Below are 25,515 nucleotides of genomic sequence, written 5' to 3'. Positions count from 1 at the left end.
CCGCCCACGTACCCGGATGTGAGCGACCGACTGGGGGAACCCCCGGACATCGGAGGTGGGCGTGCGCAAGGATTCCGCCGTGGCTGATGAACGAAGGCCAAGGGCCCGACATCGCATGACTCCGTCCGCGTCGAACTCCTCGGCCGAACCGGACGAGGAGCTGATGCGTGCGTTGTACCGGGAACACGCGGGACCGTTGCTCGCCTATGTGCTGCGTCTGGTCGCGGGCGACCGGCAGCGTGCCGAGGACGTCGTGCAGGAAACGCTCATCCGTGCCTGGAAGAACGCCGGTCAGCTGAATCGAGCGACCGGTTCGGTACGCCCCTGGCTGGTGACGGTCGCCCGGCGCATCGTCATCGACGGCCACCGCAGCCGGCAGGCCCGGCCGCAGGAGGTGGACCCGTCGCCGCTGGAGGTCATCCCCGCGGAGGACGAGATCGACAAGGCGTTGTGGCTGATGACACTCTCGGACGCGCTGGACGACCTGACCCCTGCTCACAGGGAGGTCCTGGTTGAAACGTACTTCAAAGGGCGTACGGTCAATGAGGCGGCCGAAACGCTCGGGATACCCAGCGGCACGGTGCGCTCACGGGTGTTCTACGCCCTGCGGTCGATGAAGCTGGCTCTCGAGGAGCGCGGGGTGACGGCATGAGCAACGTCTACGGGGGATACGGAACCGGTTCCCCCGGCTCCGTGCAAGGTCCACGCGGCGGCTCCGGGGACGACAACGTCCACGAGACCGTCGGCGCCTACGCCCTCGGCATCCTCGACGACGCCGAGGCCACGGCCTTCGAGGCCCACCTCGCCACGTGCGAGTGGTGCGGACAGCAGCTCGACGCTCTCGCCGGGATGGAACCGATGCTGGCCGCGCTCGCGGACCTGCCCGGCGCCGGGACCCCCGCGATCGGCGAGTCCCTCTCCGCGAAGCCCAGCCCGCGTCTGGTCGAACGACTGGTCGACGAGGTGTCGGAGAAGCGTGCGCTCAAGCGGCGCCGCGGTTTCTACCTGGTGGCCGCCGCGGCCGCGCTCATCATCGGCGGTCCGCTCGCCGTGATGGCGGTCAACGGCGGTGACGACGGGGGCGGTTCGACCACCCAGGCGTCGGCGCCGGCCGCCGCGAAGGCGGCGTTCGAGAGCATCGACGACAAGGTGTCCCACACGGACGCGGGGACGGCGGTCAGTGCGGTCGTCGCCATGCAGCAGAAGGACTGGGGCACCGATGCGGTGCTGGAGCTGAAGAACGTCAAGGGGCCGCAGAAGTGCTCGTTGATCGCCGTCGGCAAGAACGGTGAGCGGGAGACGGTGAGTTCGTGGTCGGTGCCGAACTGGGGGTACGGCATCGAGAACGCGAAGTCCGACGAGGCGAAGCAGCCGCTGTACGTGCGCGGGGGCGCGGCCTTCAAACCGAACGACATCGACCACTTCGAGGTCATGACGTTCGACGGCAAGCGGTTGGTCGAGGTCAACGCGTAGCCCTTGGGCCCCGCCGGGTGCGTTGTCGGCTGACCGCCGGTGGGGCTTCTCGCGCAGTTCCCCGCGCCCCTCGAGGGGCGCGGGGAACTGCGCATCTTTTGGGGGTCCGGGGGCGAAAACCCTCGTGGGCGCCGCATCGCGTAGCCGCACGCGTCTCCCTTCGCGTACGGTGGACGGCTGCTCAGCACGTCAGAAGGGGAGCCGGTGGCCGCGCAGGTTCAACCGCCACAGATCACGCCCGCCGCAGGCGACACCGCAGGCGGTGCCGACTCCGCGCGCGACCAGGAAATCCTCGTCGAACAGCGGCACCTCGACCGCGTCTACCGCCGCCTCGAGGAGAAGATCCACGAGGCCGAGTTCCTGATGCACGACGCGGCCCGCCGCGGCCAGGTCGGCACGCCCGGCGCCCTCGCCGAGCGCGACGCCCTCGTCTTCCGCGCCGGCATCCACCTCAACCGCCTCAACAACGAGTTCGAGGACTTCCTCTTCGGCCGCGTCGACCTCCTCCTCGGCAAGGACGGCAAGAAGGGACCCGACGGCGCGTACACCGCCGTCGAGCCCGCCGAGGGCGCCGTCCGCCCCGACGCGACCGCCGACATCGCCGAGACCCTGCACATCGGCCGCATCGGCGTGCTCGACGCCGACTACTCCCCGCTGGTCATCGACTGGCGGGCGCCCGCCGCGGCCCCCTTCTACCGGGCCACTCCGGTGGACCCCGGCCGGGTCGTGCGCCGCCGGGTCATCCGCTCCAAGGGACGCCGCGTCCTCGGCGTCGAGGACGACCTGATGCGGCCCGAGCTGACCGCGTACCTCGACGGCCGCGAGCTGCCCGTGATCGGCGACGGCGCCCTGATGGCCGCGCTCGGCCGGGCCCGTACGCACTCCATGCGGGACATCGTCTCCTCCATCCAGGCCGAGCAGGACCTGGTGATCCGCGCCCCCGCCGCCTCCGTCACGTACGTCGAGGGCGGGCCCGGCACCGGAAAGACGGCCGTCGCGCTGCACCGCGCGGCCTATCTCCTCTACCAGGACCGGCGCCGGTACGCGGGCGGCATCCTGATCGTCTCGCCGACGCCGCTGCTCGTCGCGTACACCGAGGGCGTGCTGCCCTCGCTCGGCGAGGAGGGCCAGGTCGCGATCCGCGCCCTCGGCTCCCTCGTCGACGGCGCGGAGGCCGGGCTCTACGACTCCCCGGCCACCGCCCGCGTCAAGGGCTCCCTGCGCATGCTGAAGGTGCTGCGCAAGGCGGCCCGCGGCGCCCTGGAGACGGGCGGCGCACCCACCCGCCTGCGGGTCGTCGCCTTCGGCCGCCGCCTGGAACTGGAGGCGGAGGAGCTGGCGGAGATCCGCCGCACCGCGCTCGGCGGCACCGCCCCCGTCAACCTGCTGCGCCCGCGCGCCCGCAAGCTGCTCCTGGACGCGCTGTGGGCGAAGTCCGGCGCCGGGTCCCGGCACACCGACCCCGAACTCGCCGCCGAGCTGCGCTCCTCCTTCGACGAGGACGTCTCCACCGAGGACCCCTTCACCGACTTCCTCGACGCCTGGTGGCCCGAGCTGACCCCGCGCGGCGTGCTGGACGCGATGGCCGACGAACGGCGGCTCGGCCGCTGGGCCCGGCGCGTGCTCAACCCCGGCGAGGTCCGCCGGGTCGCGAAGTCCCTGCGCCGCGACGGGTTCTCCGTGCACGACGTGGCCCTGCTCGACGAACTCCAGGCGATCCTCGGCGTCCCCGCCCGCCCCCGCAAGCGGCGCGAGGCGGACCCGCTGGACCAGCTCACCGGCCTGGAGGAGCTGATGCCGGTGCGCGAGGAGTCCCAGCGCGAGCGCGCCGAACGGCTGGCGCAGGAGCGCACCGAGTACGCGCACGTCATCGTGGACGAGGCCCAGGACGTCACCCCCATGCAGTGGCGGATGCTGGGCCGGCGCGGCAGGCACGCCACCTGGACCGTCGTCGGCGACCCCGCCCAGTCCTCCTGGTCCGACCCGGACGAGGCCGCCGCCGCCCGCGACGAGGCCCTCGGCACCCGGCCCCGCCGCCGCTTCACCCTCACCGTCAACTACCGCAACCCCGCCGAGATCGCCGACCTGGCCGCCCGCGTCCTGGCCCTGGCCATGCCGGGCTCGACGGCCCCCTCGGCGGTCCGCTCCACCGGCCTCGAACCCCGGTTCGCGGCAGTGGGGGAGTCACTGGCGCGGACCGTGCGGGAGGAGACGGCAGCCCTGCTGGAGCGGGTCGACGGCACGGTCGGCGTCGTCGTCGCCATGCGGCGGCGTGAGGAGGCGGCCCGCTGGCTGGCCGGGCTCGGCGACCGCGTCGTCGCGCTCGGCAGCCTGGAGGCCAAGGGCCTGGAGTACGACGCCACGGTCGTCGTCTCGCCCGCGGAGATCGCCGACGAGTCGCCCGCCGGGCTGCGCGTGCTCTACGTGGCGCTGACCCGGGCGACCCAGCAGCTCACCGTCGTCTCCGGCGACCGGGACGAACCGGACGCGCACGGGGTGCCGGACCTGCTGCGGGACTGAGCAGGACCCCCAAGAACGAGAGAAGGGCCCGTACCGGCGCACAGCCGGTACGGGCCCTTCTCCTACGTCTATGACACCGGCCCGCCATGCTCGCCTCGCGGCAAGTGGTCGCTCGAAGCGACTAAGGTTGGGCCCGGGGGCTTGGATCGAGCCGGTGCCACATCCAAGGTAACAAACGATTCCCGTAGGGCAATTCCCCTCTCGCGACTTCCTTGCCGAAACCCGAATCTCGCGGTGATTTCCCGGACCCGCGCGCTCCCGCCGCGAGGTTTCCGGCGAACGTGTCCACGAACACAACGTTCGCAATCGGGGGCGGCTACCACGTACTCCGCGGTAGGTGCGACGATCGGACGGCACACCGCGCGCAATACCACGCGCAGACGCGGTCGCGCGAGACCCCGTCCGTGGGGTTCACGCGTCCGCGCCCCACAGCACTACGCCTTGTACGGTGAAAGCAGAGGAAGTCGGCCATGGCAACGGCGCCCAGCGTCTCCTACTCGATGACCATCCGGCTGGAGGTGCCCGCGAGCGGAACGGCCGTCTCGCAGCTCACCCACGCCGTGGAGTCCTCCGGAGGCTCGGTGACCGGCCTCGACGTGACCGCCTCCGGTCACGAGAAGCTCCGGATCGACGTCACCATCGCGGCCAGCTCCACCGCGCACGCCGACCAGATCGTGCAGCAGCTGCGCGGCATCGAGGGCGTCACGCTGGGCAAGGTCTCCGACCGTACGTTCCTGATGCACCTCGGCGGCAAGATCGAGATGGCGTCGAAGCATCCCATCCGCAACCGTGACGACCTCTCCATGGTCTACACCCCCGGCGTCGCCCGGGTGTGCATGGCGATCGCGGAGAACCCCGAGGACGCCCGCCGGCTGACCATCAAGCGCAACTCCGTCGCGGTCGTCACCGACGGTTCGGCCGTCCTCGGCCTCGGCAACATCGGCCCCAAGGCGGCGCTGCCGGTGATGGAGGGCAAGGCGGCCCTGTTCAAGCGGTTCGCGGGCATCGACGCCTGGCCGATCTGCCTGGACACCCAGGACAGCGACGCCATCGTGGAGATCGTCAAGGCGATCGCCCCCGGCTTCGCCGGCATCAACCTGGAGGACATCTCCGCGCCGCGCTGCTTCGAGATCGAGGCGCGGCTGCGCGAGGCCCTGGACATCCCCGTCTTCCACGACGACCAGCACGGCACCGCGATCGTGGTGCTGGCCAGCCTGACCAACGCGCTGCGCGTGGTCGGCAAGGCGATCGAGAACGTGCGGGTCGTCATGTCCGGCGCGGGCGCGGCCGGCACCGCCATCCTGAAGCTGCTGCTGGCGGCCGGGGTCAAGAACGCGGTCGTCGCCGACATCCACGGCGTCGTGCACGCCGGGCGCGAGGACCTGGTGGACGCCGCCCCCGACTCGGCGCTGCGCTGGATCGCGGACAACACCAACCCGGAGAACCTCACCGGCACGCTGAAGGAGGCCGTGCGCGAGGCCGACGTCTTCATCGGCGTCTCGGCCCCCAACGTCCTGGACGGCGACGACGTGGCCACGATGGCCGAGGGCGCGATCGTGTTCGCGCTCGCGAACCCGGACCCCGAGGTGGACCCGGCCGTCGCACGTCAGACGGCCGCGGTGGTCGCCACCGGCCGCTCGGACTTCCCGAACCAGATCAACAACGTCCTGGTCTTCCCGGGCGTCTTCCGCGGCCTGCTGGACGCGCAGTCCCGCACCGTCAACACCGAGATGATGCTGGCCGCGGCGGCCGCCCTGGCGGACGTGGTGAGCGAGGACGAGCTCAACGCGAACTACATCATCCCGTCCGTCTTCAACGACAAGGTCGCCGGCGCGGTGGCCGGCGCGGTCCGCGACGCGGCGAAGGCGGCGGGCGTCACGGCATGACGCCCCCGGCGGCCACGGCGTGACGTTCCGGGACGTCCGGTAGGTTCTGTGCCCCCGCTGTGACGATGGACACGGCGGGGGCGTACCCGGCGCGTCGCGGGGCAGAGGGGCTGCGAGCGCCGCCTAGGGTCTGTCCGGCCGGTACCGGTGGCCGCTTTTCGTGTGACACGCGGGAGTGTTCTCACCATTCCTGCGGGTGCCGGATTGGCTTTACCGCCGCAGGTAGGGGCAGGATGCCTCCCTGGGCGCGAGGGTTCGGACGACGGACCCGGGTCCGGGGACTCACCGGGGACCCTGGCAGCATCGGCTTCGCCGTGCCCGACATGCGGCCTGGCCGCGTGGCACGCCTCCATGGCAAGAAGAACACGGGAGTAAGAACATGAACCGCAGTGAGCTGGTGGCCGCGCTGGCCGACCGCGCCGAGGTGACCCGCAAGGACGCCGACGCCGTTCTGGCCGCCTTCGCCGAGACGGTCGGCGAGATCGTCGCCAAGGGCGACGAGAAGGTCACCATCCCCGGCTTCCTGACCTTCGAGCGCACCCACCGTGCCGCTCGCACCGCCCGCAACCCGCAGACCGGTGACCCGATCCAGATCCCGGCCGGCTACAGCGTGAAGGTGTCGGCGGGCAGCAAGCTCAAGGAAGCCGCGAAGGGCAACTGACGTTGCCGGTCCTGTCGCGCGTCGGGGGACGGCGCGCGGCACCGTAACAGCCGCCGCTGGGGCGGCCCCGGACCCCGGGGCCGCCCCAGCGGCGTACGGGCCACACAGCCCCGCGCCCCTTCAGGGCGCGGTCACGCCAGGGCCTTGCCCGGGAGTTCCACCTTGGCACCGAGTTCGACCAGCTTCTCCATGAAGTTCTCGTAGCCGCGGTTGATGAGATCGATGCCGTGGACCCGGGACGTCCCCTGCGCCGCCAGCGCGGCGATCAGGTAGGAGAAGCCGCCCCGCAGGTCGGGGATGACCAGGTCCGCGCCCTGCAGCTTCGTCGGCCCGGAGACGACCGCCGAGTGCAGGAAGTTGCGCTGCCCGAACCGGCAGTGCGACCCCCCGAGGCACTCGCGGTACAGCTGTATGTGCGCCCCCATCTGGTTCAGCGCGGACGTGAACCCGAGCCGGGACTCGTACACCGTCTCGTGGATGATCGACAGCCCCGTCGCCTGCGTCAGCGCGACGACCAGCGGCTGCTGCCAGTCCGTCTGGAACCCGGGGTGCACGTCCGTCTCCAGGGCGATGGACTTCAGCTGCCCGCCCGGATGCCAGAACCGGATGCCCTCGTCGTCGATCTCGAACGCCCCGCCCACCTTGCGGTAGGTGTTGAGGAAGGTCATCATCGACCGCTGCTGCGCCCCGTGGACGTAGATGTTCCCCTCGGTGGCGAGCGCGGCGGACGCCCAGGACGCGGACTCCAGCCGGTCCGGCAGCGCCCGGTGGGTGTAGCCGCCGAGCGTGTCGACACCGGTGATGCGGATCGTCCGGTCGGTGTCCATGGCGATGATCGCGCCCATTTTCTGCAGCACGCAGATCAGGTCCTCGATCTCCGGTTCGACCGCCGCGTTGGACAGCTCCGTGACGCCCTCCGCGAGCACGGCCGTCAGCAGCACCTGCTCGGTGGCGCCCACCGACGGGTACGGCAGTGCGATCTTCGTACCGCGCAGCCGCTGTGGCGCCTCCAGGTACTGCCCGTCCGCCCGCTTCTCGATCTTCGCCCCGAACTGCCGCAGCACGTCGAAGTGGAAGTCGATGGGCCGGCCGCCGATGTCGCAGCCGCCGAGACCCGGGATGAACGCATGGCCGAGCCGGTGCAGCAGCGGGCCGCAGAACAGGATCGGGATGCGGGAGGAGCCCGCGTGGGCGTCGATGTCGGCGACGTTCGCGCTCTCCACCCGCGTCGGGTCGAGCACCAGTTCGCCGGGCTCCTCGCCCGGGCGCACCGTCACGCCGTGCAGTTGCAGCAGTCCGCGCACCACCCGCACGTCGCGGATGTCGGGGACGTTGCGCAGCCGGCTCGGCGCGCTGCCCAGCAGGGCCGCCACCATGGCCTTCGGTACGAGGTTCTTCGCACCGCGGACACGGATCTCGCCCTCCAGCGGGGTTCCGCCGTGGACAAGCAGGACGTCGTCATTGCCGTTGACGGTCATGTATCTCGCGTTCCGGTGAGGGGGGCAGGGCCGAAGAGGCAAGGGTAATGGCCGCGCACCCCCCTGGAGTAAGCCCAGGGACCACCCAGGCAGGTCATAGCTTTGCCACAACACGAGCCGTACGTGCGCGGGCACTTGCGGTGACCGGCGGGCGGCCGGGAGGCGGCCGGCGGATGGCCGGAACCGTACCTGCCCCCCGCCGTGCGCCCGGTGCCGCTTCCCTGCGCCCCGGCCGGCCCTCACCCGCGTACCGGATTGCCTCCCCACGCGGGGGGAAGATGCGGGATCATGTCTGGCATGACCGAGGTGTCCTCGCTCACGGGGCGGCTGCTCGTGGCCACGCCCGCCCTGTCGGACCCGAACTTCGAGCGCGCGGTGGTGCTTCTCCTCGACCACGACGAGGAGGGCTCGCTCGGCGTCGTCCTCAACCGTCCGACCCCGGTCGACGTGGGGGACATCCTCGAGGGCTGGGCGGATCTCGCCGGCGACCCCGGGGTCGTCTTCCAGGGCGGGCCCGTCTCCCTGGACTCGGCGCTCGGCGTCGCGGTCATCCCCGGCGGCGGCTCCGGCGAGCGGACACCGCTGGGCTGGCGGCGGGTGCACGGCGCGATCGGGCTCGTCGACCTGGAGGCCCCGCCGGAGCTGCTGGCCTCCGCGCTGGGCTCGCTGCGGATCTTCGCCGGGTACGCGGGCTGGGGCCCGGGCCAGCTGGAGAACGAACTCTCGGACGGCGCCTGGTACGTCGTCGAGTCCGAACCCGGGGACGTCTCGTCGCCGTCGCCGGAGACGCTGTGGCGCGAGGTGCTGCGCCGGCAGCGCAGCGAGCTGGCGATGGTGGCCACGTATCCGGACGACCCGTCGCTCAACTGAACCGGGCGCGTTTCAGTACCCTTGGCCCCATGAGCACTCTCGAGCCCGAGCGCGGGACCGGTACGGGGACCCTCGTCGAGCCGACGCCGCAGGTGTCGCACGGCGACGGCGATCACGAGCGCTTCGCGCACTACGTCCAGAAGGACAAGATCATGGCGAGCGCCCTCGACGGCACGCCCGTCGTGGCGCTCTGCGGCAAGGTATGGGTCCCGGGCCGCGACCCGAAGAAGTACCCGGTGTGCCCCATGTGCAAGGAAATCTACGAGTCCATGGAAAACGGCGGCGGCGACGAGGGCGGCAAGAAGTAACTGCCGCGGGCGTCCTACGGGGGTGCAGGGGGCGGAGCCCCCGCCGGGGTACCGGGGCGGAGCCCCGCACACACCCCACCCCACCCCCACCCCCCTCGGGGTCGAAGGGGCGGAGCCCCTTGGGGATGGGAAGGGTAAGGGCGGCGGGGGCGAACACCTCTTCGGTGAGGCCACCGCCCCGCACCCCTGGAGGCCACCGCATGACCGACCCCGAACCCGCACCCCCCGCCCTCGTCCCCGCCCCCCGTCACACCACCCCCACACCCCACACCCGCACCCCCACCCTCGACGCACACACCACCCTCGAAGAGCCGGCCGGCACCACCGCCACCGCCCACTGGCTCCGCACCACCCTCGGCCCGGCCCTCGGCCTGCCTCTCCCGCCGCACACCCCCGGCACCCCCGCCCGCACCCGCATCCGCCTCGCCCTCGCCCCCCACCTCGGAGCGGAACTCGGCGGCCCGGAGGGCTACCGCCTCACCACCACCCCCCACTCCGTCACGCTCACCGCCGCCGCGGAACCCGGCCTCTTCCACGCCGCCCAGACCCTGCGTCAGCTCCTCGGCCCCGAGGCCTTCCGCCGCGCCCCCGTCACCCCCCGCCGGCACTGGCCCGTCCCGGCCGTCACCCTCCACGACAGCCCCCGCTTCCACTGGCGCGGTCTCATGCTGGACGTGGCCCGGCACTTCATGCCGAAGGACGGCGTCCTGCGGTACCTCGACCTGATGGCCGCGCACAAGCTCAACGTCCTCCACCTCCACCTCACGGACGACCAGGGCTGGCGCATCGAGATCCGCCGCCACCCCCGCCTCACCGAGGTCGGCTCCTGGCGGTCCCGTACCAAATTCGGCCACCGCGCGTCACCCCTGTGGGAGGACAAACCGCACGGTGGTTTCTACTCACAGGACGACATCCGCGAGATCGTCGCGTACGCCGCCGCCCGGCACATCTCCGTCGTCCCCGAGATCGACATACCGGGTCACTCCCAGGCCGCCATCGCCGCGTACCCCGAGCTCGGCAACACGGACGTCGTCGACACCTCCTCCCTCGCCGTCTGGGACAACTGGGGCATCTCTCACAACGTACTCGCCCCCACTGACACCACCCTCCGCTTCTACGAAGGGGTGTTCGAGGAGGTCCTGGACCTGTTCCCGCCGGACGCGGCGCGGTTCTCGTCCTTCTTCCACATCGGCGGCGACGAGTGCCCCAAGGACCAGTGGCGCGACTCACCCACCGCGCAGGCGCGCATCCAGGAGCAGGGACTGGCCGACGAGGACGAACTCCAGGCGTGGTTCATCCGGCACTTCGACGACTGGCTGGCCGCCCGCGGCCGCCGCCTCATCGGGTGGGACGAGATCCTCGAGGGCGGCCTCGCGCCCGGCGCGGCGGTCTCGTCCTGGCGCGGCTACGAGGGCGGCGTCACGGCCGCGCGCGCGGGTCACGACGTCGTCATGTGCCCGGAGACGGAGGTTTACCTGGACCACCGTCAGGACCCGGGCCCCGACGAGCCGGTGCCCATCGGCTTCGTCCGCACCCTGGAGGACGTCTACCGCTTCGAACCCGTTCCACCGGAACTCACCCCGGACGAGGCCCGGCACGTCCTCGGCGCCCAGGCCAACGTCTGGACCGAGGTGATGGAGGACCAGGGGCGCGTCGACTACCAGGTGTTCCCGCGCCTGGCCGCCTTCGCCGAGGCCGTCTGGTCCCCCCTGCCCCCGCCCGCCGCCCGGGACTTCACCGACTTCACCACTCGCATGAAGTCCCACTACCCCCGCCTCGACGCCCTCGGCGTCACCTACCGCCCACCCCAGGGCCCCCACCCCTGGCAACGCCGCCCGGGAGTACAGGGCCGACCCCGCTGACAAAGGGGCGGGGGGAACTGCGCAAAACGGAGCGAAGCTCCGTAGGGGGGTCCGGGGGCGCAGCCCCCGGGGAAGGGGCGGCGGGGGCGAAAAAGCCCCCCACCTCCACGGCCGAAACCCCCACCCCGCAACCCCGTCACACCCACCCAACCCCGCCAAACAACCCCAACCCACCCCGACCCGTAATGCCGGGCCAAACCACCCGCAACCCCCGCCGGGAGGGCGAACACCCCCTAGCGGACCCCCGCATCCACCCCTCGCGAAGATGTGCCAGAGTTGCCACGTCCGCCCTGTCAGCACGTACCGTACGGCAGCACAGGCAGGACCAGGTGGGGCAGCGGGAAGGGGCAGCCGGTTTGACCACGCACGCACCGCAGGCGGCGCAGGCCGTGACGCTGCCCGGGTCGCTGGACGAGGCCGTGGCGGCACTCGCCGCCATGCCCGCCGCAGTGCCCGTGGCGGGCGGCACGGACCTCATGGCGGCGGTCAACTCCGGGCAGTTGCGCCCCGCCGCCCTCGTCGGCCTGGGCCGCATCAGCGAGATCCGCGGCTGGCAGTACCAGGACGGCCACGCCCTCCTCGGCGCCGGCCTCACCCACGCCCGCATGGGCCGCCCCGACTTCGCCGCGCTCATCCCCGCCCTCGCGGCGGCGGCCCGCGCGGCCGGCCCTCCGCACATCCGCAACGCGGGCACGCTCGGCGGCAACATCGCCTCCGCCGCCCCCACCGGGGACGCGCTGCCCGTACTGGCCGCCCTGGAGGCGACGCTCGTCATCGCCGGACCGGGCGGCGCCCGCCGCGAGATCCCGGTCTCGCACCTCCTCGCCGGCATGGAGATGCTGCGCGGGGGCGAACTCATCGGCTACGTGCGCGTGCCGCTGCTGCACGCCCCCCAGGTCTTCCTCAAGGCCACCGGGCGCACCGGCCCCGGCCGCGCCGTGGCCTCCGTGGCCCTGGTCCTCGACCCCGCCCGGCGCGGGGTGCGCTGCGCGGTGGGCGCCATAGCGCCGGTGCCGCTGCGCCCCCTGGACGCCGAGCACTGGGTCGCCCAGCTCATCGACTGGGACAACAACCGCACGATCGTCCCGGAGGCGCTGACCGCCTTCGGGGACTATGTCGCCGCGGCCTGCATCCCCGACGCCGTCCCGGCCGAGGACGGCACGGTGGAGCAGCTGCCGCCCGCCGTACTGCACCTGCGGCGCACCGTCGCCGCGCTGGCCCGACGAGCACTGGGGAGGGCGCTGTCGTGACCGACGACCAGCACGGGGAGGACCCGCGCCCGGAGGCCCCCCGCGGCTCCTGGGAGCGACTGCCCCAGGGTGACTACGACGACGGTGCCACCACCTTCGTCCAGCTCCCCGAGGGCGGCATCGACGCCCTGCTCGCCTCGCACACCCCGCTCGCCGCGCCCGGTCACGGCTATGTGCCGCCGTCCATCACGCCGACCCCGCAGCAGGGCGATCCCGCCGACGGCGCCGCTCCCAACGCCCCCGGCGCGCCCGGCGGCTGGGGCGCCCCCGCCGAGGGCACGGGCTGGCCCGACGCGGCCCCCGGCACGGACCCGGGATACCCGCGGCACCCGCGGCCGGCCCATCAGGACCCGTACGGCAATCCGCACCACGACCCGCACCACGATCCCCGCCGGGACCCCCCTCACGATCCCCGCCAGGACCCTCGTCAGGGGCCGGCGGGCGGTGACACGTCGGGCCACGGGTTCGCCTACCACCCGCAGTCCACCGGGCAGTGGACCTTCGAGGAGCCCGCGCACCCGGGCGCCGCCCAGGGCGACGCCCGCCCCGGTCACGACGTCACCGGCGAGTGGTCGATCCCCGTCGCCGGCGGCGATCTGCCGGACGAGTCGGGCGAGTTCACCACGTCGTCGCTGGTCGAGCAGTGGGGCGGCACCCCGCCGCCGACCCTGCCCGGCGGTGCCGCCGCGCCCTGGGCGCCCCCGGGGTCCGAGGAGCGGCCCGCCGAGGCCCCTGGCGGCCCGTTCGACGGGCCGTACGCGCCGGAGGGCCCCGCGAGTACCCCGGACGCCCCCCAGGCCGTCCAGGGCCCGTCCACGCCCACCGGCCCCGTACACCCCGGCCCGCACGACCCGTACGCCGGGAACCGCCCCGGCACGGACCCCTACGCCGCCCACGGGGACCCGGCGCGCCCGGAGCCGTACGCCGCCGGACCGGACCCGGCCGCCGGTGCCGACGCCGGCCGTGCCCCCGTCGAAGAGCACGCCCCGGACGCCGAACCGCCCGTAGCGACACCCGAGGACGCCCCCGAGGGCGATGAGGCTCCTGAAGAGGCGGATCAGCCTCAGGAGGCCGATCAGCCTCAGGAGGCGGATCGGCCTCAGGAGCGGCCTTCCGCCGAGGAGCTCACCCCGCACCCCCAGGACGCACCCGCACCCCGGGACGCCGACGCGCCCCAGGAGGCGGACGCCCCGGACGGCACCCAGGAGGACCCCGCCCCCGTCGGCGAGGCGCCCGCGCCCCTCCCCGACGAGCACCCCCTCGTCTCGTACGTCCTCCGGGTGAACGGCACCGACCGCCCCGTCACCGACGCCTGGATCGGTGAATCGCTGCTCTACGTGCTGCGCGAGCGCCTGGGCCTCGCGGGCGCCAAGGACGGCTGTTCCGAGGGCGAGTGCGGGGCCTGCAACGTCCAGGTGGACGGCCGGCTCGTCGCCTCCTGCCTGGTGCCCTCGGTCACCGCCGCCGGCACCGAGGTGCGCACCGTCGAGGGGCTCGCCGTCGACGGGCAGCCCTCCGACGTGCAGCGGGCGCTCGCCCGGTGCGGGGCCGTGCAGTGCGGCTTCTGTGTGCCGGGCATGGCGATGACCGTGCACGACCTCCTGGAGGGCAACCCGGACCCCACCGACCTGGAGACCCGTCAGGCGCTCTGCGGCAACCTGTGCCGCTGCTCCGGCTACCGGGGCGTGCTCGACGCCGTACGGGAGGTCGTCGCCGAGCGCGAGGCCCTCGGTGCGGCCGAGGACGAGGCCGACGACGGTCCGGGCGACGAGGCCGGGCCCGGCGAGCCGCTCATCCCGCACCAGGCGGGCCCCGGCGCGGGCAGCGTCCACCACGACCAGTCGTACGGCCAGGACGGAGGCCAGCGTTGAGCAACGAAGCCGTCACCGCGCCCGCCGCGGCGGCCGTACCCGCCCCCGAGCCGCTGCCGCACGGCATCGGTGTGTCCCTGCCCGGCGCCGACGCCCGCGCCAAGACCGAGGGCACCTTCCCGTACGCGGCCGACCTGTGGGCCGAGGGCCTGCTGTGGGCCGCCGTGCTGCGCTCGCCGCACCCGCACGCGCGCGTGGTGTCCATCGACACCAGCCACGCGCGCGAGATGCCCGGCGTGCGGGCCGTGCTCACCCACGAGGACGTGCCCGGCACCCCGCTGCACGGCCGGGGCCGCGCCGACCGCCCGGTGTTCGCCTCCGAGGTCGTACGCCACCACGGGGAGCCGCTGGCCGCCGTCGCCGCCGACCACCCGGACACCGCGCGGATGGCCGCCGCCGCCGTCATCGTCGAGTACGAGGTGCTCGACCCGGTCACCGACCCCGAGCAGGCGTTCGAGGCCGAGCCGCTGCACCCGGACGGCAACCTGATCCGGCACATCCCGCTGCGCCACGGCGACCCGGAGGCGGCCGGTGACATCGTCGTCGAGGGCCTGTACCGGATCGGCCGCCAGGACCCCGCCCCCATCGGCGCCGAGGCCGGACTCGCCGTGCCGCGCCCCGACGGCGGCGTCGAGCTGTACCTCGCCTCCACCGACCCGCACGCCGACCGCGACGCGGCCGCCGCCTGCTACGGCCTGCCACCCGATCAGGTGAAGATCGTCGTCACCGGGGTGCCGGGCGCCACCGCCGACCGCGAGGACCAGGGCTTCCAGCTGCCGCTCGGCCTGCTGGCGCTGAAGACCGGCTGCCCGGTCAAACTCACCGCCACGCGCGAGGAGTCCTTCCTCGGCCACGTCCACCGCCACCCCACCCTGCTGCGCTACCGCCACCACGCCGACGGCGAGGGCAGACTCGTCAAGGTCGAGGCGCAGATCCTGCTCGACGCGGGCGCCTACGCCGACACCTCCGCCGAGGCCCTGGCCGCCGCCGTCTCCTTCGCCTGCGGCCCCTACGTCGTCCCGCACGCCTTCATCGAGGGCTGGGCGGTGCGCACCAACAACCCGCCCTCCGGGCACGTGCGCGGCGAGGGCGCCATGCAGGTGTGCGCCGCCTACGAGGCGCAGATGGACAAGCTGGCCAAGAAGCTCGGCGTCGACCCGGCCGAGCTGCGGCTGCGCAACGTGCTGGCCACCGGTGACGTGCTGCCCACCGGGCAGACCGTGACCTGCCCGGCGCCGGTCGCCGAACTCCTCCAGGCGGTACGGGACTTCCCGCTGCCGCCGCTGCCCAAGGACACCCCCGCCGACGAGTGGCTGCTCCCGGGCGGCCCCGAGGGCGCGGGCGAGCCCGGCGCGATCCGCCGGGGCGTCGGCTACGGCCTCGGCATGGTGCACATGCTCGGCGCGGAGGGCACCGACGAGGTCTCCACGGCGACGGTGAAGGTCCAGGACGGGGTCGCCACCGTGCTGTGCGCGGCCGTCGAGACGGGGCAGGGCTTCAGCACGCTGGCCCGGCAGATCGTCCAGGAGACACTCGGCATCGACGAGGTGCACGTGGCCCCCGTCGACACCGACCAGCCGCCCGCGGGCGGCGGCGCCCGGGGCCGGCACACCTGGGTGTCGGGCGGGGCGGTGGAACGGGCCGCGAAGATGGTCCGCACCCAGCTTCTCCAGCCGCTCGCACACAAGTTCGGCATGTCCACCGAGCTGCTCCAGATCACCGACGGCAAGATCACCTCGTACGACGGCGTCCTGTCGACCACCGTCACCGAGGCGCTCGACGGCAAGGAACTGTGGGCCACCGCCCAGTGCCGCCCGCACCCGACCGAGCCGCTGGACGGCTTCGGCCAGGGCGACGCCTTCGTGGGGCTCGCGTTCTGCGCGATCCGCGCGGTGGTCGACGTCGACATCGAGCTCGGCTCGGTACGGGTGGTCGAACTGGCGCTCGCCCAGGACGTGGGCCGCGTCCTCAACCCGGCACAGCTCGCCGCGCGCATCGAGGCGGGCGTCACGCAGGGCGTGGGCGTGGCGCTCACGGAGAACCTGCGCACCGCGCGCGGGGTCGTGCGCCACCCGGACCTCACGGGGTACGCGCTGCCGACCGCCCTCGACGTCCCCGACATCAAGATCGTGAAGCTGGTCGAGGAGCGGGACGTGGTGGCGCCGTTCGGCGCCAAGTCGGTGAGCGCGGTGCCGGTGGTGACCTCCCCGGCGGCCGTCGCCTCGGCGGTGCGCGCGGCGACGGGCCGCCCGGTCAACCGCCTCCCGATCCGGCCGCAGGCCGCGGTGGTGACGTCGTGACGTCCCCGAGCGCCGACCCGGGGCCCGGGGCGGACCCGCAGCCGGACGCGGAGCCGACGGCCGTGCCGGGTGCGGTGCCCGGGGAGCGGTACGAGCCGCCGCCGAGCATGGGCAAGCTGCTGCTGTGGATCCTGGTGTTCGTCCTGGCCGCGGTGGTCGTGGTGGCGGGCGGGGTCTACTTCACCTGAGCCGGCCGGGTCGCGGCCGGAACCCGGCGGCGCGCGCGGGCCCCGGTGCGGGGGTCACGGTGTGCGGGCCATGGTGCGCGGGCCACGTCCTGCGAGCCGCGGTGTGCCCCAATTCACGCTCCGAATCGGCCTGTTGGGGCCATCCGGCGGTGCGTTGTGCGGGCCGTTGTCAGTGGGGCGGCGTATGGTTTTTCGTGTCGGGGAGGCCCGCGGGGGATGTGGGCCGCCTCGCCGCTGTGACCACATGCGGCGGGGTGCACAGGACACGGGCCACGGTGCACGGGGGAAGCGATGAACACGATCTGCCCGAACGGGACGGCGGACACGGCGGCGGAGCAGCTGCCGCTGTGGACGGCCGTCCGGGCCCGCACGGAGACGCGCCGCTGGCCGACGGGCCGCCCCGGCCGGCCGGGCGGACTCGCCCTGGACCTCCCGGACCGCTTCCTGGACGACGCGTTCGGCCCGGGGGCGATCGTCCGCTTCGAGGACGTCGACTTCCCGGCCACGCTCACGCACGAACCCACCCGCCGCTTCCTGCGCGAGGTCGGCCTGCCCGAACGGGGCTACGGCTTCGAACTGGACACGGACGTCCCGCTGCCGACGCTCACGGAACACGCCGAGTACGAGGCGGAGCACGCGCACTTCGGGCCGGCCCCGGCGCCCCGTCGACTCCCGTACCTGGCCGACCGCCTGATACGCCTGGGCACCCTGACGCCCGGCACGGAGCTGGTCCTCGACGGCGCCACCGGCGAGGTGCGGTGCTGGCGCGGCCCGGACCCCGCCCCGCACCCGCTGACGGCCGACCTGTCCACGCTCATGGTCACCATCTGGCTCCTGCACCGCGACCGCCGTATCCCGACGGCCCACCGGACGTACGTCTGACCCGGCGCCCCGGGCGGGCCCCCGGCGCGCATGGCCGTGCGTGCCGCGGGTCAGCCGACGTGGGTCCGGTCCACGCCGTTCAGCAGGGCACGGACGGTCTCGCGAGCGGCGGGAACCGTGTGACCCGCCTCCAGTTCGACGAGGGCGGCCTCCGAGCCGAGCGCCATGATCAGGCGGGTACTGATCGGCGCCGGGGCCAGGCCCATCGCGCGCACGCTCGGCTCCGCCAGGTCCATGAGCCGTGCCACGCGGTCGGTCATCGTGACCGTGAGTTCTTCCCGCGCCCTCGCCTCGAAGACGAGTGCCTTGACGCCGTGGTGGGCGAGGCACGCGTCGAGATAGGCGTCGAGCGCGGCGAGCAGGAACTCCCGGCCGGGTGCGAGCCCGGCGGTGGCGGTGGCGACGGCGCTGCCGATCTGCTCGTAGAAGCGCTGGTGGAGGGCGTCGACGAACGCGTTGCGGTCGGGGAAGTACACGTAGAAGGTTCCCTTGGCGACGCCCGCCTGCGCGGCGACGGCCGCCACGCTCAGCCCGCCGAGCCCGTCCCGCTCGGCGACCGCCTCTCCCGCCCTGAGCAGGGACTCCTTGGTGCTGCGCCCCTTCGGGGTCACCGGTGTGGAGTCGGGGCGCGCGGCGTCGGCGGGAGGTGTGGGCACGCCGTCATTGTAGGAGGCCGGCACGGACATGACCGAGCAGTCATAAAAAACTGACCGAGAGGTCACTTCGGTGCTACCGTCGAGAACGACCCGAAGCACGGGCCGGCGGCCCGGGCATGCGAGCAGCCGTGCGAAGAGAGGGAAGTGAGGCGTCATGAGTGAGGAGACCGGCGAAGGGGCGAGTGGCGGGCCGCGGGGCGGGCCGGTGCTGGTCACCGGGGGCTCGGGGTTTCTGGGGGTGCACTGCGTGCTGCGACTGCTCGAAGCCGGACACCGGGTGCGCACGACCGTCCGTACGCCCGCGCGCGAGGAGACGGTCCGGGAGATGCTGCGCACGGCCGGCGCCGAGCCGGGGGACGCGCTCGACGTCGTGGTCGCCGACCTCACGTCCGACGAGGGGTGGGCGGCCGCGGCGAAGGACTGCGCCTACGTCCTGCACGTCGCCTCCCCCTACCCGCCGACCGTGCCCCGGCACGAGGACGAACTGATCGTCCCGGCCCGTGACGGCACCCTGCGCGTGCTGCGCGCCGCACGCGACGCGGGGGTCCGCAGAACGGTGCTGACCTCGTCCTTCGCGTCGATCAGCTACGGCCATGCCGAACGGGAGCGGACGTACACCGAACGGGACTGGAGCAACCTCGACGGCCCGCACCTCTCGGCGTACGCGAAGTCCAAGACGCTCGCCGAGCGGGCGGCGTGGGACTTCGTGGAGCGCGAGGGGGACGGGCTCGAACTGTCCGTGATCAACCCGGTCGGCGTGCTCGGACCGGTCTTCGGCCCCGACTACTCGACGTCCATCACGCTGGTCCAGCGTCTGCTCGACCGTGATCTGCCGGGCGTGCCCCGCCTGTCCTTCTGCTTCGCCGACGTCCGCGACCTCGCCGACCTCCATCTGCGCGCCATGACCGACCCGGCCGCCCGGGGCGAGCGGTTCCTCGGCTCGTCGGGCGGGCCGATGTGGGTCGCCGACGTCGCCCACGTCCTCCGGGACCGCCTCGGACCGCCCGCCGCCCGTGTCCCCACCCGCCGCATACCGGATGCGTTGATCCGCCTGGCCTCCCGCATGGACGCCACCCTGCGCGGCTTCGTGCCGGACCTGGGCCTGGTGAGAGGGGCGAACGCCGACAAGGCCCGCGACGTACTGGGCTGGCGCCCCCGCCCGCCGGAGGAGGCGATCGTCGCCACGGCGGAAAGCCTGCTGAGGCTGGGCCTGGTCAAGAGCGCTGCGAGTCAATACACCTAGGGCCCGCTGTGGGTCGTTCACTTGAGGCCGTGGCGGGAATCGAACCCGCGTGATTCCCCGCGGACGGAGTCCGCTGATGGATGCTGCGCAGGCGAATCCCTGAACCACTCGGGCACACGGCCCGGGGTCGGACTAGGACCATGGTCGGAGGGGAGCACCGCCCTCCGACAGGGGTCATTGTCAGTGACGCCCCTTACTCTGGCCTGCATGAGCGCCCTCGACCCGCGCGACACCGATGTCGCCGACGCCGTACCGACCGCCCTGCCGCCCCCGCCCGTCGCCGCCGAGGGCGTGCTGAGCGGGCCGTACCGGGCGCTGAGCATCGGCATCGTCTCCGTCGTCCTGCTGATCGCCTTCGAGGCGACGGCGGTGGGGACGGCGATGCCGGTGGCCGCCCGGGAACTGCACGGGGTCTCGCTGTACGCGTTCGCGTTCTCCGGGTACTTCACCACCAGCCTGTTCGGCATGGTGCTCGCCGGGCAGTGGGCCGACCGGCGCGGTCCGCTCGGCCCGCTGACCACCGGCATCGCCGGCTTCGCGGCCGGGCTGCTGCTGTCCGGGACCGCCGGGGCGATGTGGACGTTCATCCTGGGCCGGGCCGTGCAGGGGCTCGGCGGCGGGCTGGTGATCGTCGCGCTGTACGTGGTGGTGGGGCGGGCGTATCCGGAGCCGTTGCGGCCGGCCATCATGGCGGCGTTCGCGGCGGGATGGGTGGTGCCGTCGATCGTCGGTCCGCTGGCCGCCGGTGCGGTCACCGAACAGCTCGGCTGGCGCTGGGTGTTCGTCGGGATACCCGTGCTGGTGGTCCTGCCGCTGGCGCTCGCCCTGCCGCAGATACGCCGCCGGGCGGGCGGCCCGGCCGAGGACGCGGCGCAGACGGCGGCCGAGTCCAGGGCGTCCAACCGGCGCCGGCTGCGGCTCGCCCTCGCCGTCTCGCTCGGCGCCGGGCTGCTGCAGTACGCCGCGCAGGACCTGCGGTGGCTCTCGCTCCTGCCCGCCCTCGCCGGCGCCGCCCTGCTCGTACCGGCCGCGCGCGGACTGCTGCCGCACGGCACCTGGCGGGCCGCCCGCGGACTGCCCTCCGTGGTGCTGCTGCGCGGGGTCGCGGCCGGCTCCTTCATGGCGGCCGAGTCGTTCGTGCCGTTGATGCTGGTCACCCAGCGGGGTCTCTCCCCGACGCTCGCCGGGTTCTCGCTCGCGGCGGGCGGCGGGACGTGGGCGATCGGCTCGTGGGTGCAGTCCCGGCCGCGTCTGGAGCGGTACCGGGAGCGGCTGGTCACGGCGGGGATGGTGCTGGTCGCGGCGGCCGTCGCGACCGCCCCGAGCGTCCTCGTCGACGCCGTGCCCGCCTGGACGGTGGCGGTGGCCTGGGCGTTCGGATGCTTCGGGATGGGGCTGGTGATCTCCTCCACCAGCGTGCTGCTGCTGAAGCTGTCCGCGCCCGAGGAGGCGGGCGCGAACAGCGCGGCGCTGCAGATGTCCGACGGCCTGAGCAGCGTGCTGCTGCTGGCCGCCGGGGGAGCGGCCTTCGCCGCGCTCGGCGGCGGCACGGTCGCCCACACGGCCGCGCAGTCGACGACGACCGGCGCCCACCCGGCCGCCTTCGCCGCGGTGTTCCTGCCGATGGCGGCGGTGGCCCTGGCGGGGGCGTGGGTGGCGGGGCGGTTGCGGGTGCCGCTGCGCTGATACCATGCGGTACCGCGCGGTACCATGCGGACATGGCTGGACTGAACCTTCGCTTCACCGACGAAGAACTCGACGCCCTCCGCGAACGCGCGGCGGCCGAGGGGCGCAGTATGCAGACGTTCGCTCACGATGCGGTGATCGCGGCCATCAACGAGCACTCACGGCTGTTCAACGAGGCCGCCGACCACGTACTCCAGGCCAGCGTCGAGCTGAACCGGAGGCTCGCCTGATGCACTACCTCACGCTCCCCGAGCTGCTGAACCTCTCGAAGCGGCTCGGGGCCGCCGAGGTGCGCGACTACGGGCTCCTGGACTCCGCCCTGGCGCGTCCCCAGTCGAGTGTCTTCGGCCAGGACGCCTACCCGGACGTGTGGCAGAAGGCCGCCGCCCTGATGGAGTCCCTCGCCCGCAACCATGCCCTTGTGGACGGGAACAAACGCACCGCCTGGTACGCGACGTGGGTCTTCCTCCACATGAACGAACATCCACTGGACCCGGACTTCGACGTGGACGAAGCCGAGCGGTTCGTGCTGGACGTGTCGCAGGGTGCCCTGGACGTACCCAAGATCGCTGCTCAGTTGCCGCAGTTCGCACGTTGAGACCGCCGTGGCCACTCCTGTGACGCGTGTCGCAGTCGCAGGGGAGGCCGCACCGTCGGCCGGGGGACCGGGCCACGTCCCCGGTAGGGTGGCCCGGTTGCCGTGCCCGCGCCCGACCCCGCCCCGGAGACCGTGACTACTACCCCCGCCGCCCCCGCAGCCTCCTCCTCGCACCACCTCTCGCCCGCCTTTCCCGGCCGTGCCCCCTGGGGTACCGCCGGCAAGCTGCGGGCCTGGCAGCAGGGGGCGATGGACAGGTACATCCAGGAGCAGCCGCGCGACTTCCTCGCCGTCGCCACCCCCGGCGCCGGCAAGACCACCTTCGCGCTCACCCTCGCCTCCTGGCTGCTGCACCACCACGTCGTGCAGCAGGTCACCGTCGTCGCGCCCACCGAGCACCTGAAGAAGCAGTGGGCCGAGGCCGCCGCACGCATAGGCATCAAGCTCGACCCCGAGTACAGCGCGGGCCCGCTCGGCCGGGAGTACGACGGCGTCGCCATCACGTACGCGGGCGTCGGCGTACGGCCGATGCTGCACCGCAACCGGGTCGAGCAGCGCAAGACGCTCGTCATCCTCGACGAGATCCACCACGCCGGTGACTCCAAGTCCTGGGGCGAGGCCTGCCTGGAGGCGTTCGAACCGGCCACGCGCCGGCTCGCGCTCACCGGTACGCCGTTCCGCTCCGACACCAACCCGATCCCCTTCGTCGCGTACGAGGAGGGGCAGGACGGCATCCGGCGCTCGGCCGCCGACTACACCTACGGCTACGGCAACGCGCTCGCCGACGGCGTCGTCCGCCCCGTCATCTTCCTCTCCTACAGCGGCAACATGCGCTGGCGCACCAAGGCGGGCGACGAGATCGAGGCCCGGCTCGGCGAGCCGATGACCAAGGACGCGATCAGCCAGGCCTGGCGCACCGCGCTCGACCCGCGCGGCGAATGGATGCCGAGCGTGCTGCGCGCCGCCGACCAGCGGCTCACCGAGGTCCGCAAGGGCATCCCGGACGCCGGCGCGCTCGTCATCGCCTCCGACCAGGACTCCGCGCGCGCGTACGCCAAACTCATCCGCGAGATCACCGGCCACAAGGCGACCCTCGTCCTCTCCGACGACGGCGGCGCCTCCGACCGCATCGACGAGTTCAGCCACGGCGACGACCGGTGGATGGTCGCCGTCCGCATGGTGTCCGAGGGCGTCGACGTGCCCCGGCTCGCCGTCGGCGTGTACGCGACGACGATCTCGACGCCGCTCTTCTTCGCCCAGGCCGTCGGCCGTTTCGTACGGTCCCGGCGGCGCGGCGAGACCGCGTCCGTCTTCCTGCCGACCGTGCCGGACCTGCTCTCCTTCGCGAACGAGATGGAGCGCGAGCGCGACCACGTCCTCGACAAGCCGAAGAAGCACGGTGAGGAGGACCCGTACGCCGAGTCCGAGAAGGAGATGGACGAGGCCAACCGGGAGCAGGACGAGGACACCGGCGAACAGGACATGCTGCCGTTCGAGGCGCTGGAGTCCGACGCGGTGTTCGACCGGGTCACCTACAACGGGGCGGAGTTCGGGATGCAGGCGCATCCCGGCAGCGAGGAGGAGCAGGACTACCTCGGCATCCCCGGGCTGCTCGAACCCGACCAGGTGGAACTGCTGCTGCAGAAGCGGCAGGCACGGCAGATCGCGCACAGCCGGAAGAAGCCGGCCGAGGAGGCGGATCTGCTGGAGATGCCGGCGGAGCGGCGGCCCGTGGTCACCCACAAGGAGCTGCTGGAGCTGCGCAAGCAGCTGAACGGACTGGTCGGCGCCTACGCCCACCAGAGCGGGAAGCCGCATGGTGTCATCCACACGGAACTGCGCCGCGTCTGCGGCGGCCCGCCCAGCGCGGAATGCACGGCCGGCCAGCTGACCCAACGCATCACCAAGGTCCGCGAATGGGCGACCCGCATGAAGTAGCCCGGCCCGGGCGTGCGCCCTAGGGTGGTGGGCCCTGTGGACCGTTCATATGCGGGCAAAAACCGCCCGTCTCCACCCGCCCCTGCCCGGATTCTGGACGGAGGCTTCCGCTCAGCGAACTCGCTTCGCTACTGTCCCGCTACGCACACGCCCCGTGGCAGTGCCGCCGCGGAGCGCAGCCGTGAAGCGACTCGAGGTCCGGAACCACCGGGCCGCCGGCCGATCGGCGGCCTTCACGCGCGCCACTGACGGGACATCGGTGACGCATCCGCCGGCGCGGAGGCCCGCCGACCTCACCACTGAAGGAGTGGGCGTCGTGACCGCGGAGACATCCCAGACGCTCGATCGGGGCCTGAAGGTCCTGAAACTGCTCGCCGACACCGACCACGGGCTGACCGTCACCGAACTCTCCACCAAACTGGGCGTCAACCGGACCGTGGTGTACCGGCTGCTCGCCACCCTCGAACAGCACTCCCTCGTCCGCCGCGACCTCGGCGGCCGCGCCCGCGTCGGCCTCGGCGTGCTGCGCCTGGGCCGCCAGGTGCACCCGCTCGTACGGGAGGCCGCGCTGCCCGCGCTCCGCGCGCTCGCCGAGGACATCGGCGCCACCGCCCACCTCACCCTCGTCGACGGCACGGAGGCACTGGCCGTCGCCGTCGTCGAGCCGACCTGGACCGACTACCACGTCGCCTACCGCGCCGGCTTCCGGCACCCCCTCGATCGCGGCGCCGCCGGCCGCGCCATACTCGCCGCCCGCCGCACCCCGCCCGACGACCCCGGCTACACCCTCACCCACGGCGAACTGGAGGCCGGGGCGAGCGGGGCCGCGGCCCCGCTGATCGGGGTCACCGGCGTCGAGGGCAGCGTCGGCGTGGTCATGCTCGCGGACGCGGTCCCCGAGCGCGTCGGCGCCCGCGTCGTCGACGCCGCCCGCGAGGTCGCCGAAGCCCTGCGCTGAGGCGCTCCGGATGCCGGGGGGGGGGGAAGGCCGGACGGTCGTCCGCCGGCGTCACGTTAGATTGACTCCGTGCTCTCTCGCCTCACACGCCCCCGGGCCCTCGCCGTCTGTGCCCTGCCCGTCGTGGCCCTGCTCGCCACGGCGGGCCTCGCGCCGCTGCCGTTCTCCCTGGCGCAGCCCGGGATGACCGCGAACGTCCTCGGCGAGAACAAGGGCGACCCGGTCATCACCATCACCGGGGCCCCCACCCGCCGCACCACCGGGCAGCTGAGGATGACGACGATCGAGGCGACCGGCCCCGACGCGCACATCTCGCTCGGCGACGTGCTCGACGGCTGGTTCCGCACCGACCAGGCGGTCATGCCGCGCGACTCGGTCTACCCCAGCGGCGACAACATCAAGGAGATCGAGCAGCACAACACCGCCGAGATGAAGGAGTCCCAGGACGACGCCACCAAGGCGGCCCTCGCCCACCTGGGCAAGTCCGCCTCGGACGTCGACGTCACGCTGAAACTCGCCGACGTCGGCGGCCCCAGCGCCGGACTGCTCTTCACCCTCGGCATCATCGACAAACTCGACGGCGACGGCAGCGGCGGCGACCTCACCGGCGGCCGCACCATCGCCGGTACGGGCACGATCGACGCCGACGGCAAGGTCGGCCCCGTCGGCGGAGTCGGCCTCAAGACGCAGGCCGCCCGGCGCGACGGTGCCACCGTCTTCCTGGTGCCGAAGGCCGAGTGCTCCGACGCGAGCGCCGACCTCCCCAAGGGGCTGCGGCTGATCCCGGTCACCACCCTCAAGGGCGCGGTCTCCGCACTCGTCGCCCTGGAGAAGGGCAAGGGCTCGGTCCCCAGCTGCTGAACCCTTCCAGCCGCCGGAACCGAGCC

At 73.2% G+C, this 25,515-nt stretch carries 22 protein-coding genes and 1 tRNA gene; 20 read left to right on the top strand and 3 right to left on the bottom strand.

The genetic code is table 11. From position 1 onward, the window contains the following. Positions 1–55: 55 nt before the first annotated feature. From OIE12_RS12550 to OIE12_RS12530, 5 genes are all read left to right on the top strand, one after another. On the top strand, positions 56–652 hold the full coding sequence (locus tag OIE12_RS12550; RefSeq protein ID WP_030380473.1) for a sigma-70 family RNA polymerase sigma factor: 597 nt from the start codon (positions 56–58) through the stop codon (positions 650–652). After that, positions 649–1,473 carry an anti-sigma factor family protein gene (locus tag OIE12_RS12545; protein ID WP_329134745.1) on the top strand — a complete coding sequence of 275 codons (825 nt, stop codon included), beginning with the start codon at positions 649–651 and terminating at the stop codon, positions 1,471–1,473. Before OIE12_RS12550 ends, OIE12_RS12545 begins: the two co-directional genes overlap by 4 nt. Before the next feature lie 204 nt (positions 1,474–1,677). Further along, positions 1,678–3,993, top strand: coding sequence for a HelD family protein (locus OIE12_RS12540; protein ID WP_443053807.1), 2,316 nt, complete (start codon positions 1,678–1,680; stop codon positions 3,991–3,993). A gap of 470 nt (positions 3,994–4,463) precedes the next feature. Further along, a complete protein-coding gene (locus OIE12_RS12535; protein WP_329134742.1) occupies positions 4,464–5,879 on the top strand; it encodes an NAD-dependent malic enzyme in 1,416 nt (471 codons plus the stop codon). 379 nt (positions 5,880–6,258) lie between these two features. Next, the gene (locus OIE12_RS12530) at positions 6,259–6,540 is read left to right on the top strand and encodes an HU family DNA-binding protein (RefSeq protein WP_006139383.1); all 282 of its coding nucleotides are present in this window, start codon (positions 6,259–6,261) and stop codon (positions 6,538–6,540) included. A 131-nt stretch (positions 6,541–6,671) separates the two neighbouring features. Here OIE12_RS12530 and murA read toward each other — a convergent pair whose 3' ends face one another. Then, positions 6,672–8,018, bottom strand: coding sequence for a UDP-N-acetylglucosamine 1-carboxyvinyltransferase (murA, locus tag OIE12_RS12525; protein ID WP_329134740.1), 1,347 nt, complete (start codon positions 8,016–8,018; stop codon positions 6,672–6,674). A 297-nt stretch (positions 8,019–8,315) separates the two neighbouring features. On the opposite strand from murA, the gene OIE12_RS12520 reads away from it, so the two are divergent. The 8 genes from OIE12_RS12520 (at position 8,316) to OIE12_RS12485 (ending at position 17,549) form a co-directional block, all read left to right on the top strand. Then, positions 8,316–8,888 carry a YqgE/AlgH family protein gene (locus OIE12_RS12520; RefSeq protein ID WP_329134738.1) on the top strand — a complete coding sequence of 191 codons (573 nt, stop codon included), beginning with the start codon at positions 8,316–8,318 and terminating at the stop codon, positions 8,886–8,888. Between the two features lie 29 nt (positions 8,889–8,917). Beyond that, positions 8,918–9,196 (top strand): DUF3039 domain-containing protein, encoded by a 279-nt coding sequence (locus OIE12_RS12515; protein ID WP_030380467.1) that lies wholly within the window; start codon positions 8,918–8,920, stop codon positions 9,194–9,196. Positions 9,197–9,396: 200 nt separating this feature from the next. After that, the gene (locus tag OIE12_RS12510) at positions 9,397–11,058 is read left to right on the top strand and encodes a beta-N-acetylhexosaminidase (protein WP_329134735.1); all 1,662 of its coding nucleotides are present in this window, start codon (positions 9,397–9,399) and stop codon (positions 11,056–11,058) included. Between the two features lie 356 nt (positions 11,059–11,414). Continuing rightward, the gene (locus tag OIE12_RS12505) at positions 11,415–12,308 is read left to right on the top strand and encodes an FAD binding domain-containing protein (protein ID WP_329134734.1); all 894 of its coding nucleotides are present in this window, start codon (positions 11,415–11,417) and stop codon (positions 12,306–12,308) included. Continuing rightward, a complete protein-coding gene (locus OIE12_RS12500) occupies positions 12,305–14,179 on the top strand; it encodes a (2Fe-2S)-binding protein (protein WP_329134732.1) in 1,875 nt (624 codons plus the stop codon). The genes OIE12_RS12505 and OIE12_RS12500 overlap by 4 nt, the downstream gene beginning before the upstream one ends. Further along, positions 14,176–16,479: a xanthine dehydrogenase family protein molybdopterin-binding subunit gene (locus OIE12_RS12495; RefSeq protein WP_329134731.1), complete on the top strand. Its 2,304-nt coding sequence runs from the start codon at positions 14,176–14,178 to the stop codon at positions 16,477–16,479. Before OIE12_RS12500 ends, OIE12_RS12495 begins: the two co-directional genes overlap by 4 nt. Then, positions 16,476–16,667, top strand: coding sequence for a hypothetical protein (locus OIE12_RS12490; protein WP_329134730.1), 192 nt, complete (start codon positions 16,476–16,478; stop codon positions 16,665–16,667). Before OIE12_RS12495 ends, OIE12_RS12490 begins: the two co-directional genes overlap by 4 nt. A 291-nt stretch (positions 16,668–16,958) precedes the next feature. Next, positions 16,959–17,549 (top strand): SUKH-4 family immunity protein, encoded by a 591-nt coding sequence (locus tag OIE12_RS12485; RefSeq protein WP_329134729.1) that lies wholly within the window; start codon positions 16,959–16,961, stop codon positions 17,547–17,549. 50 nt (positions 17,550–17,599) lie between these two features. On the opposite strand, the gene OIE12_RS12480 is transcribed toward OIE12_RS12485, so the two are convergent. After that, on the bottom strand, positions 17,600–18,205 hold the full coding sequence (locus OIE12_RS12480) for a TetR/AcrR family transcriptional regulator (protein WP_329134728.1): 606 nt from the start codon (positions 18,203–18,205) through the stop codon (positions 17,600–17,602). A 154-nt stretch (positions 18,206–18,359) separates the two neighbouring features. Here OIE12_RS12480 and OIE12_RS12475 point away from each other — a divergent pair, with 154 nt between their 5' ends. Beyond that, the gene (locus OIE12_RS12475; protein ID WP_329134726.1) at positions 18,360–19,448 is read left to right on the top strand and encodes an SDR family oxidoreductase; all 1,089 of its coding nucleotides are present in this window, start codon (positions 18,360–18,362) and stop codon (positions 19,446–19,448) included. Between the two features lie 24 nt (positions 19,449–19,472). Here OIE12_RS12475 and OIE12_RS12470 read toward each other — a convergent pair. Beyond that, a tRNA-OTHER gene (locus OIE12_RS12470) sits at positions 19,473–19,570 on the bottom strand. Positions 19,571–19,655: 85 nt separating this feature from the next. Here OIE12_RS12470 and OIE12_RS12465 point away from each other — a divergent pair. The 6 genes from OIE12_RS12465 to OIE12_RS12440 all read left to right on the top strand — a co-directional run bounded on the left by OIE12_RS12465 (position 19,656) and on the right by OIE12_RS12440 (position 25,489). Next, positions 19,656–21,134, top strand: a complete 1,479-nt coding sequence (locus OIE12_RS12465; protein ID WP_329134724.1) for an MFS transporter — start codon at positions 19,656–19,658, stop codon at positions 21,132–21,134. A gap of 32 nt (positions 21,135–21,166) precedes the next feature. Then, positions 21,167–21,364 (top strand): hypothetical protein, encoded by a 198-nt coding sequence (locus OIE12_RS12460; RefSeq protein ID WP_329134723.1) that lies wholly within the window; start codon positions 21,167–21,169, stop codon positions 21,362–21,364. Next, complete coding sequence (locus OIE12_RS12455) at positions 21,364–21,732, top strand: type II toxin-antitoxin system death-on-curing family toxin (RefSeq protein WP_329134721.1); 369 nt, start codon at positions 21,364–21,366, stop codon at positions 21,730–21,732. Before OIE12_RS12460 ends, OIE12_RS12455 begins: the two co-directional genes overlap by 1 nt. Positions 21,733–21,864: 132 nt before the next feature. Continuing rightward, complete coding sequence (locus tag OIE12_RS12450) at positions 21,865–23,670, top strand: DEAD/DEAH box helicase (protein WP_329134719.1); 1,806 nt, start codon at positions 21,865–21,867, stop codon at positions 23,668–23,670. Positions 23,671–23,986: 316 nt separating this feature from the next. Beyond that, positions 23,987–24,628 carry an IclR family transcriptional regulator gene (locus OIE12_RS12445; protein WP_329134717.1) on the top strand — a complete coding sequence of 214 codons (642 nt, stop codon included), beginning with the start codon at positions 23,987–23,989 and terminating at the stop codon, positions 24,626–24,628. Positions 24,629–24,697: 69 nt separating this feature from the next. Further along, on the top strand, positions 24,698–25,489 hold the full coding sequence (locus tag OIE12_RS12440) for a S16 family serine protease (RefSeq protein ID WP_329134715.1): 792 nt from the start codon (positions 24,698–24,700) through the stop codon (positions 25,487–25,489). Positions 25,490–25,515: the final 26 nt, after the last annotated feature.

Origin of the sequence: Streptomyces sp. NBC_00670, from assembly GCF_036226765.1 — a bacterium.
Lineage (GTDB): Bacteria > Actinomycetota > Actinomycetes > Streptomycetales > Streptomycetaceae > Streptomyces.
This window is presented reverse-complemented; position numbering and strand designations above follow the sequence as displayed.

Excerpts from the sequence above, each read along its gene's own strand:
- OIE12_RS12485 (WP_329134729.1), top strand. The coding sequence starts at position 16,959 with ATGAACACGATCTGCCCGAACGGGACGGCGGACACGGCGGCGGAGCAG.
- OIE12_RS12530 (WP_006139383.1), top strand. The coding sequence starts at position 6,259 with ATGAACCGCAGTGAGCTGGTGGCCGCGCTGGCCGACCGCGCCGAGGTG.
- OIE12_RS12520 (WP_329134738.1), top strand. The coding sequence starts at position 8,316 with ATGACCGAGGTGTCCTCGCTCACGGGGCGGCTGCTCGTGGCCACGCCC.
- OIE12_RS12465 (WP_329134724.1), top strand. The coding sequence starts at position 19,656 with ATGAGCGCCCTCGACCCGCGCGACACCGATGTCGCCGACGCCGTACCG.
- OIE12_RS12545 (WP_329134745.1), top strand. The coding sequence starts at position 649 with ATGAGCAACGTCTACGGGGGATACGGAACCGGTTCCCCCGGCTCCGTG.
- OIE12_RS12510 (WP_329134735.1), top strand. The coding sequence starts at position 9,397 with ATGACCGACCCCGAACCCGCACCCCCCGCCCTCGTCCCCGCCCCCCGT.
- OIE12_RS12460 (WP_329134723.1), top strand. The coding sequence starts at position 21,167 with ATGGCTGGACTGAACCTTCGCTTCACCGACGAAGAACTCGACGCCCTC.
- OIE12_RS12475 (WP_329134726.1), top strand. The coding sequence starts at position 18,360 with ATGAGTGAGGAGACCGGCGAAGGGGCGAGTGGCGGGCCGCGGGGCGGG.
- OIE12_RS12455 (WP_329134721.1), top strand. The coding sequence starts at position 21,364 with ATGCACTACCTCACGCTCCCCGAGCTGCTGAACCTCTCGAAGCGGCTC.
- OIE12_RS12515 (WP_030380467.1), top strand. The coding sequence starts at position 8,918 with ATGAGCACTCTCGAGCCCGAGCGCGGGACCGGTACGGGGACCCTCGTC.
- OIE12_RS12535 (WP_329134742.1), top strand. The coding sequence starts at position 4,464 with ATGGCAACGGCGCCCAGCGTCTCCTACTCGATGACCATCCGGCTGGAG.
- murA (WP_329134740.1), bottom strand. The coding sequence starts at position 8,018 with ATGACCGTCAACGGCAATGACGACGTCCTGCTTGTCCACGGCGGAACC.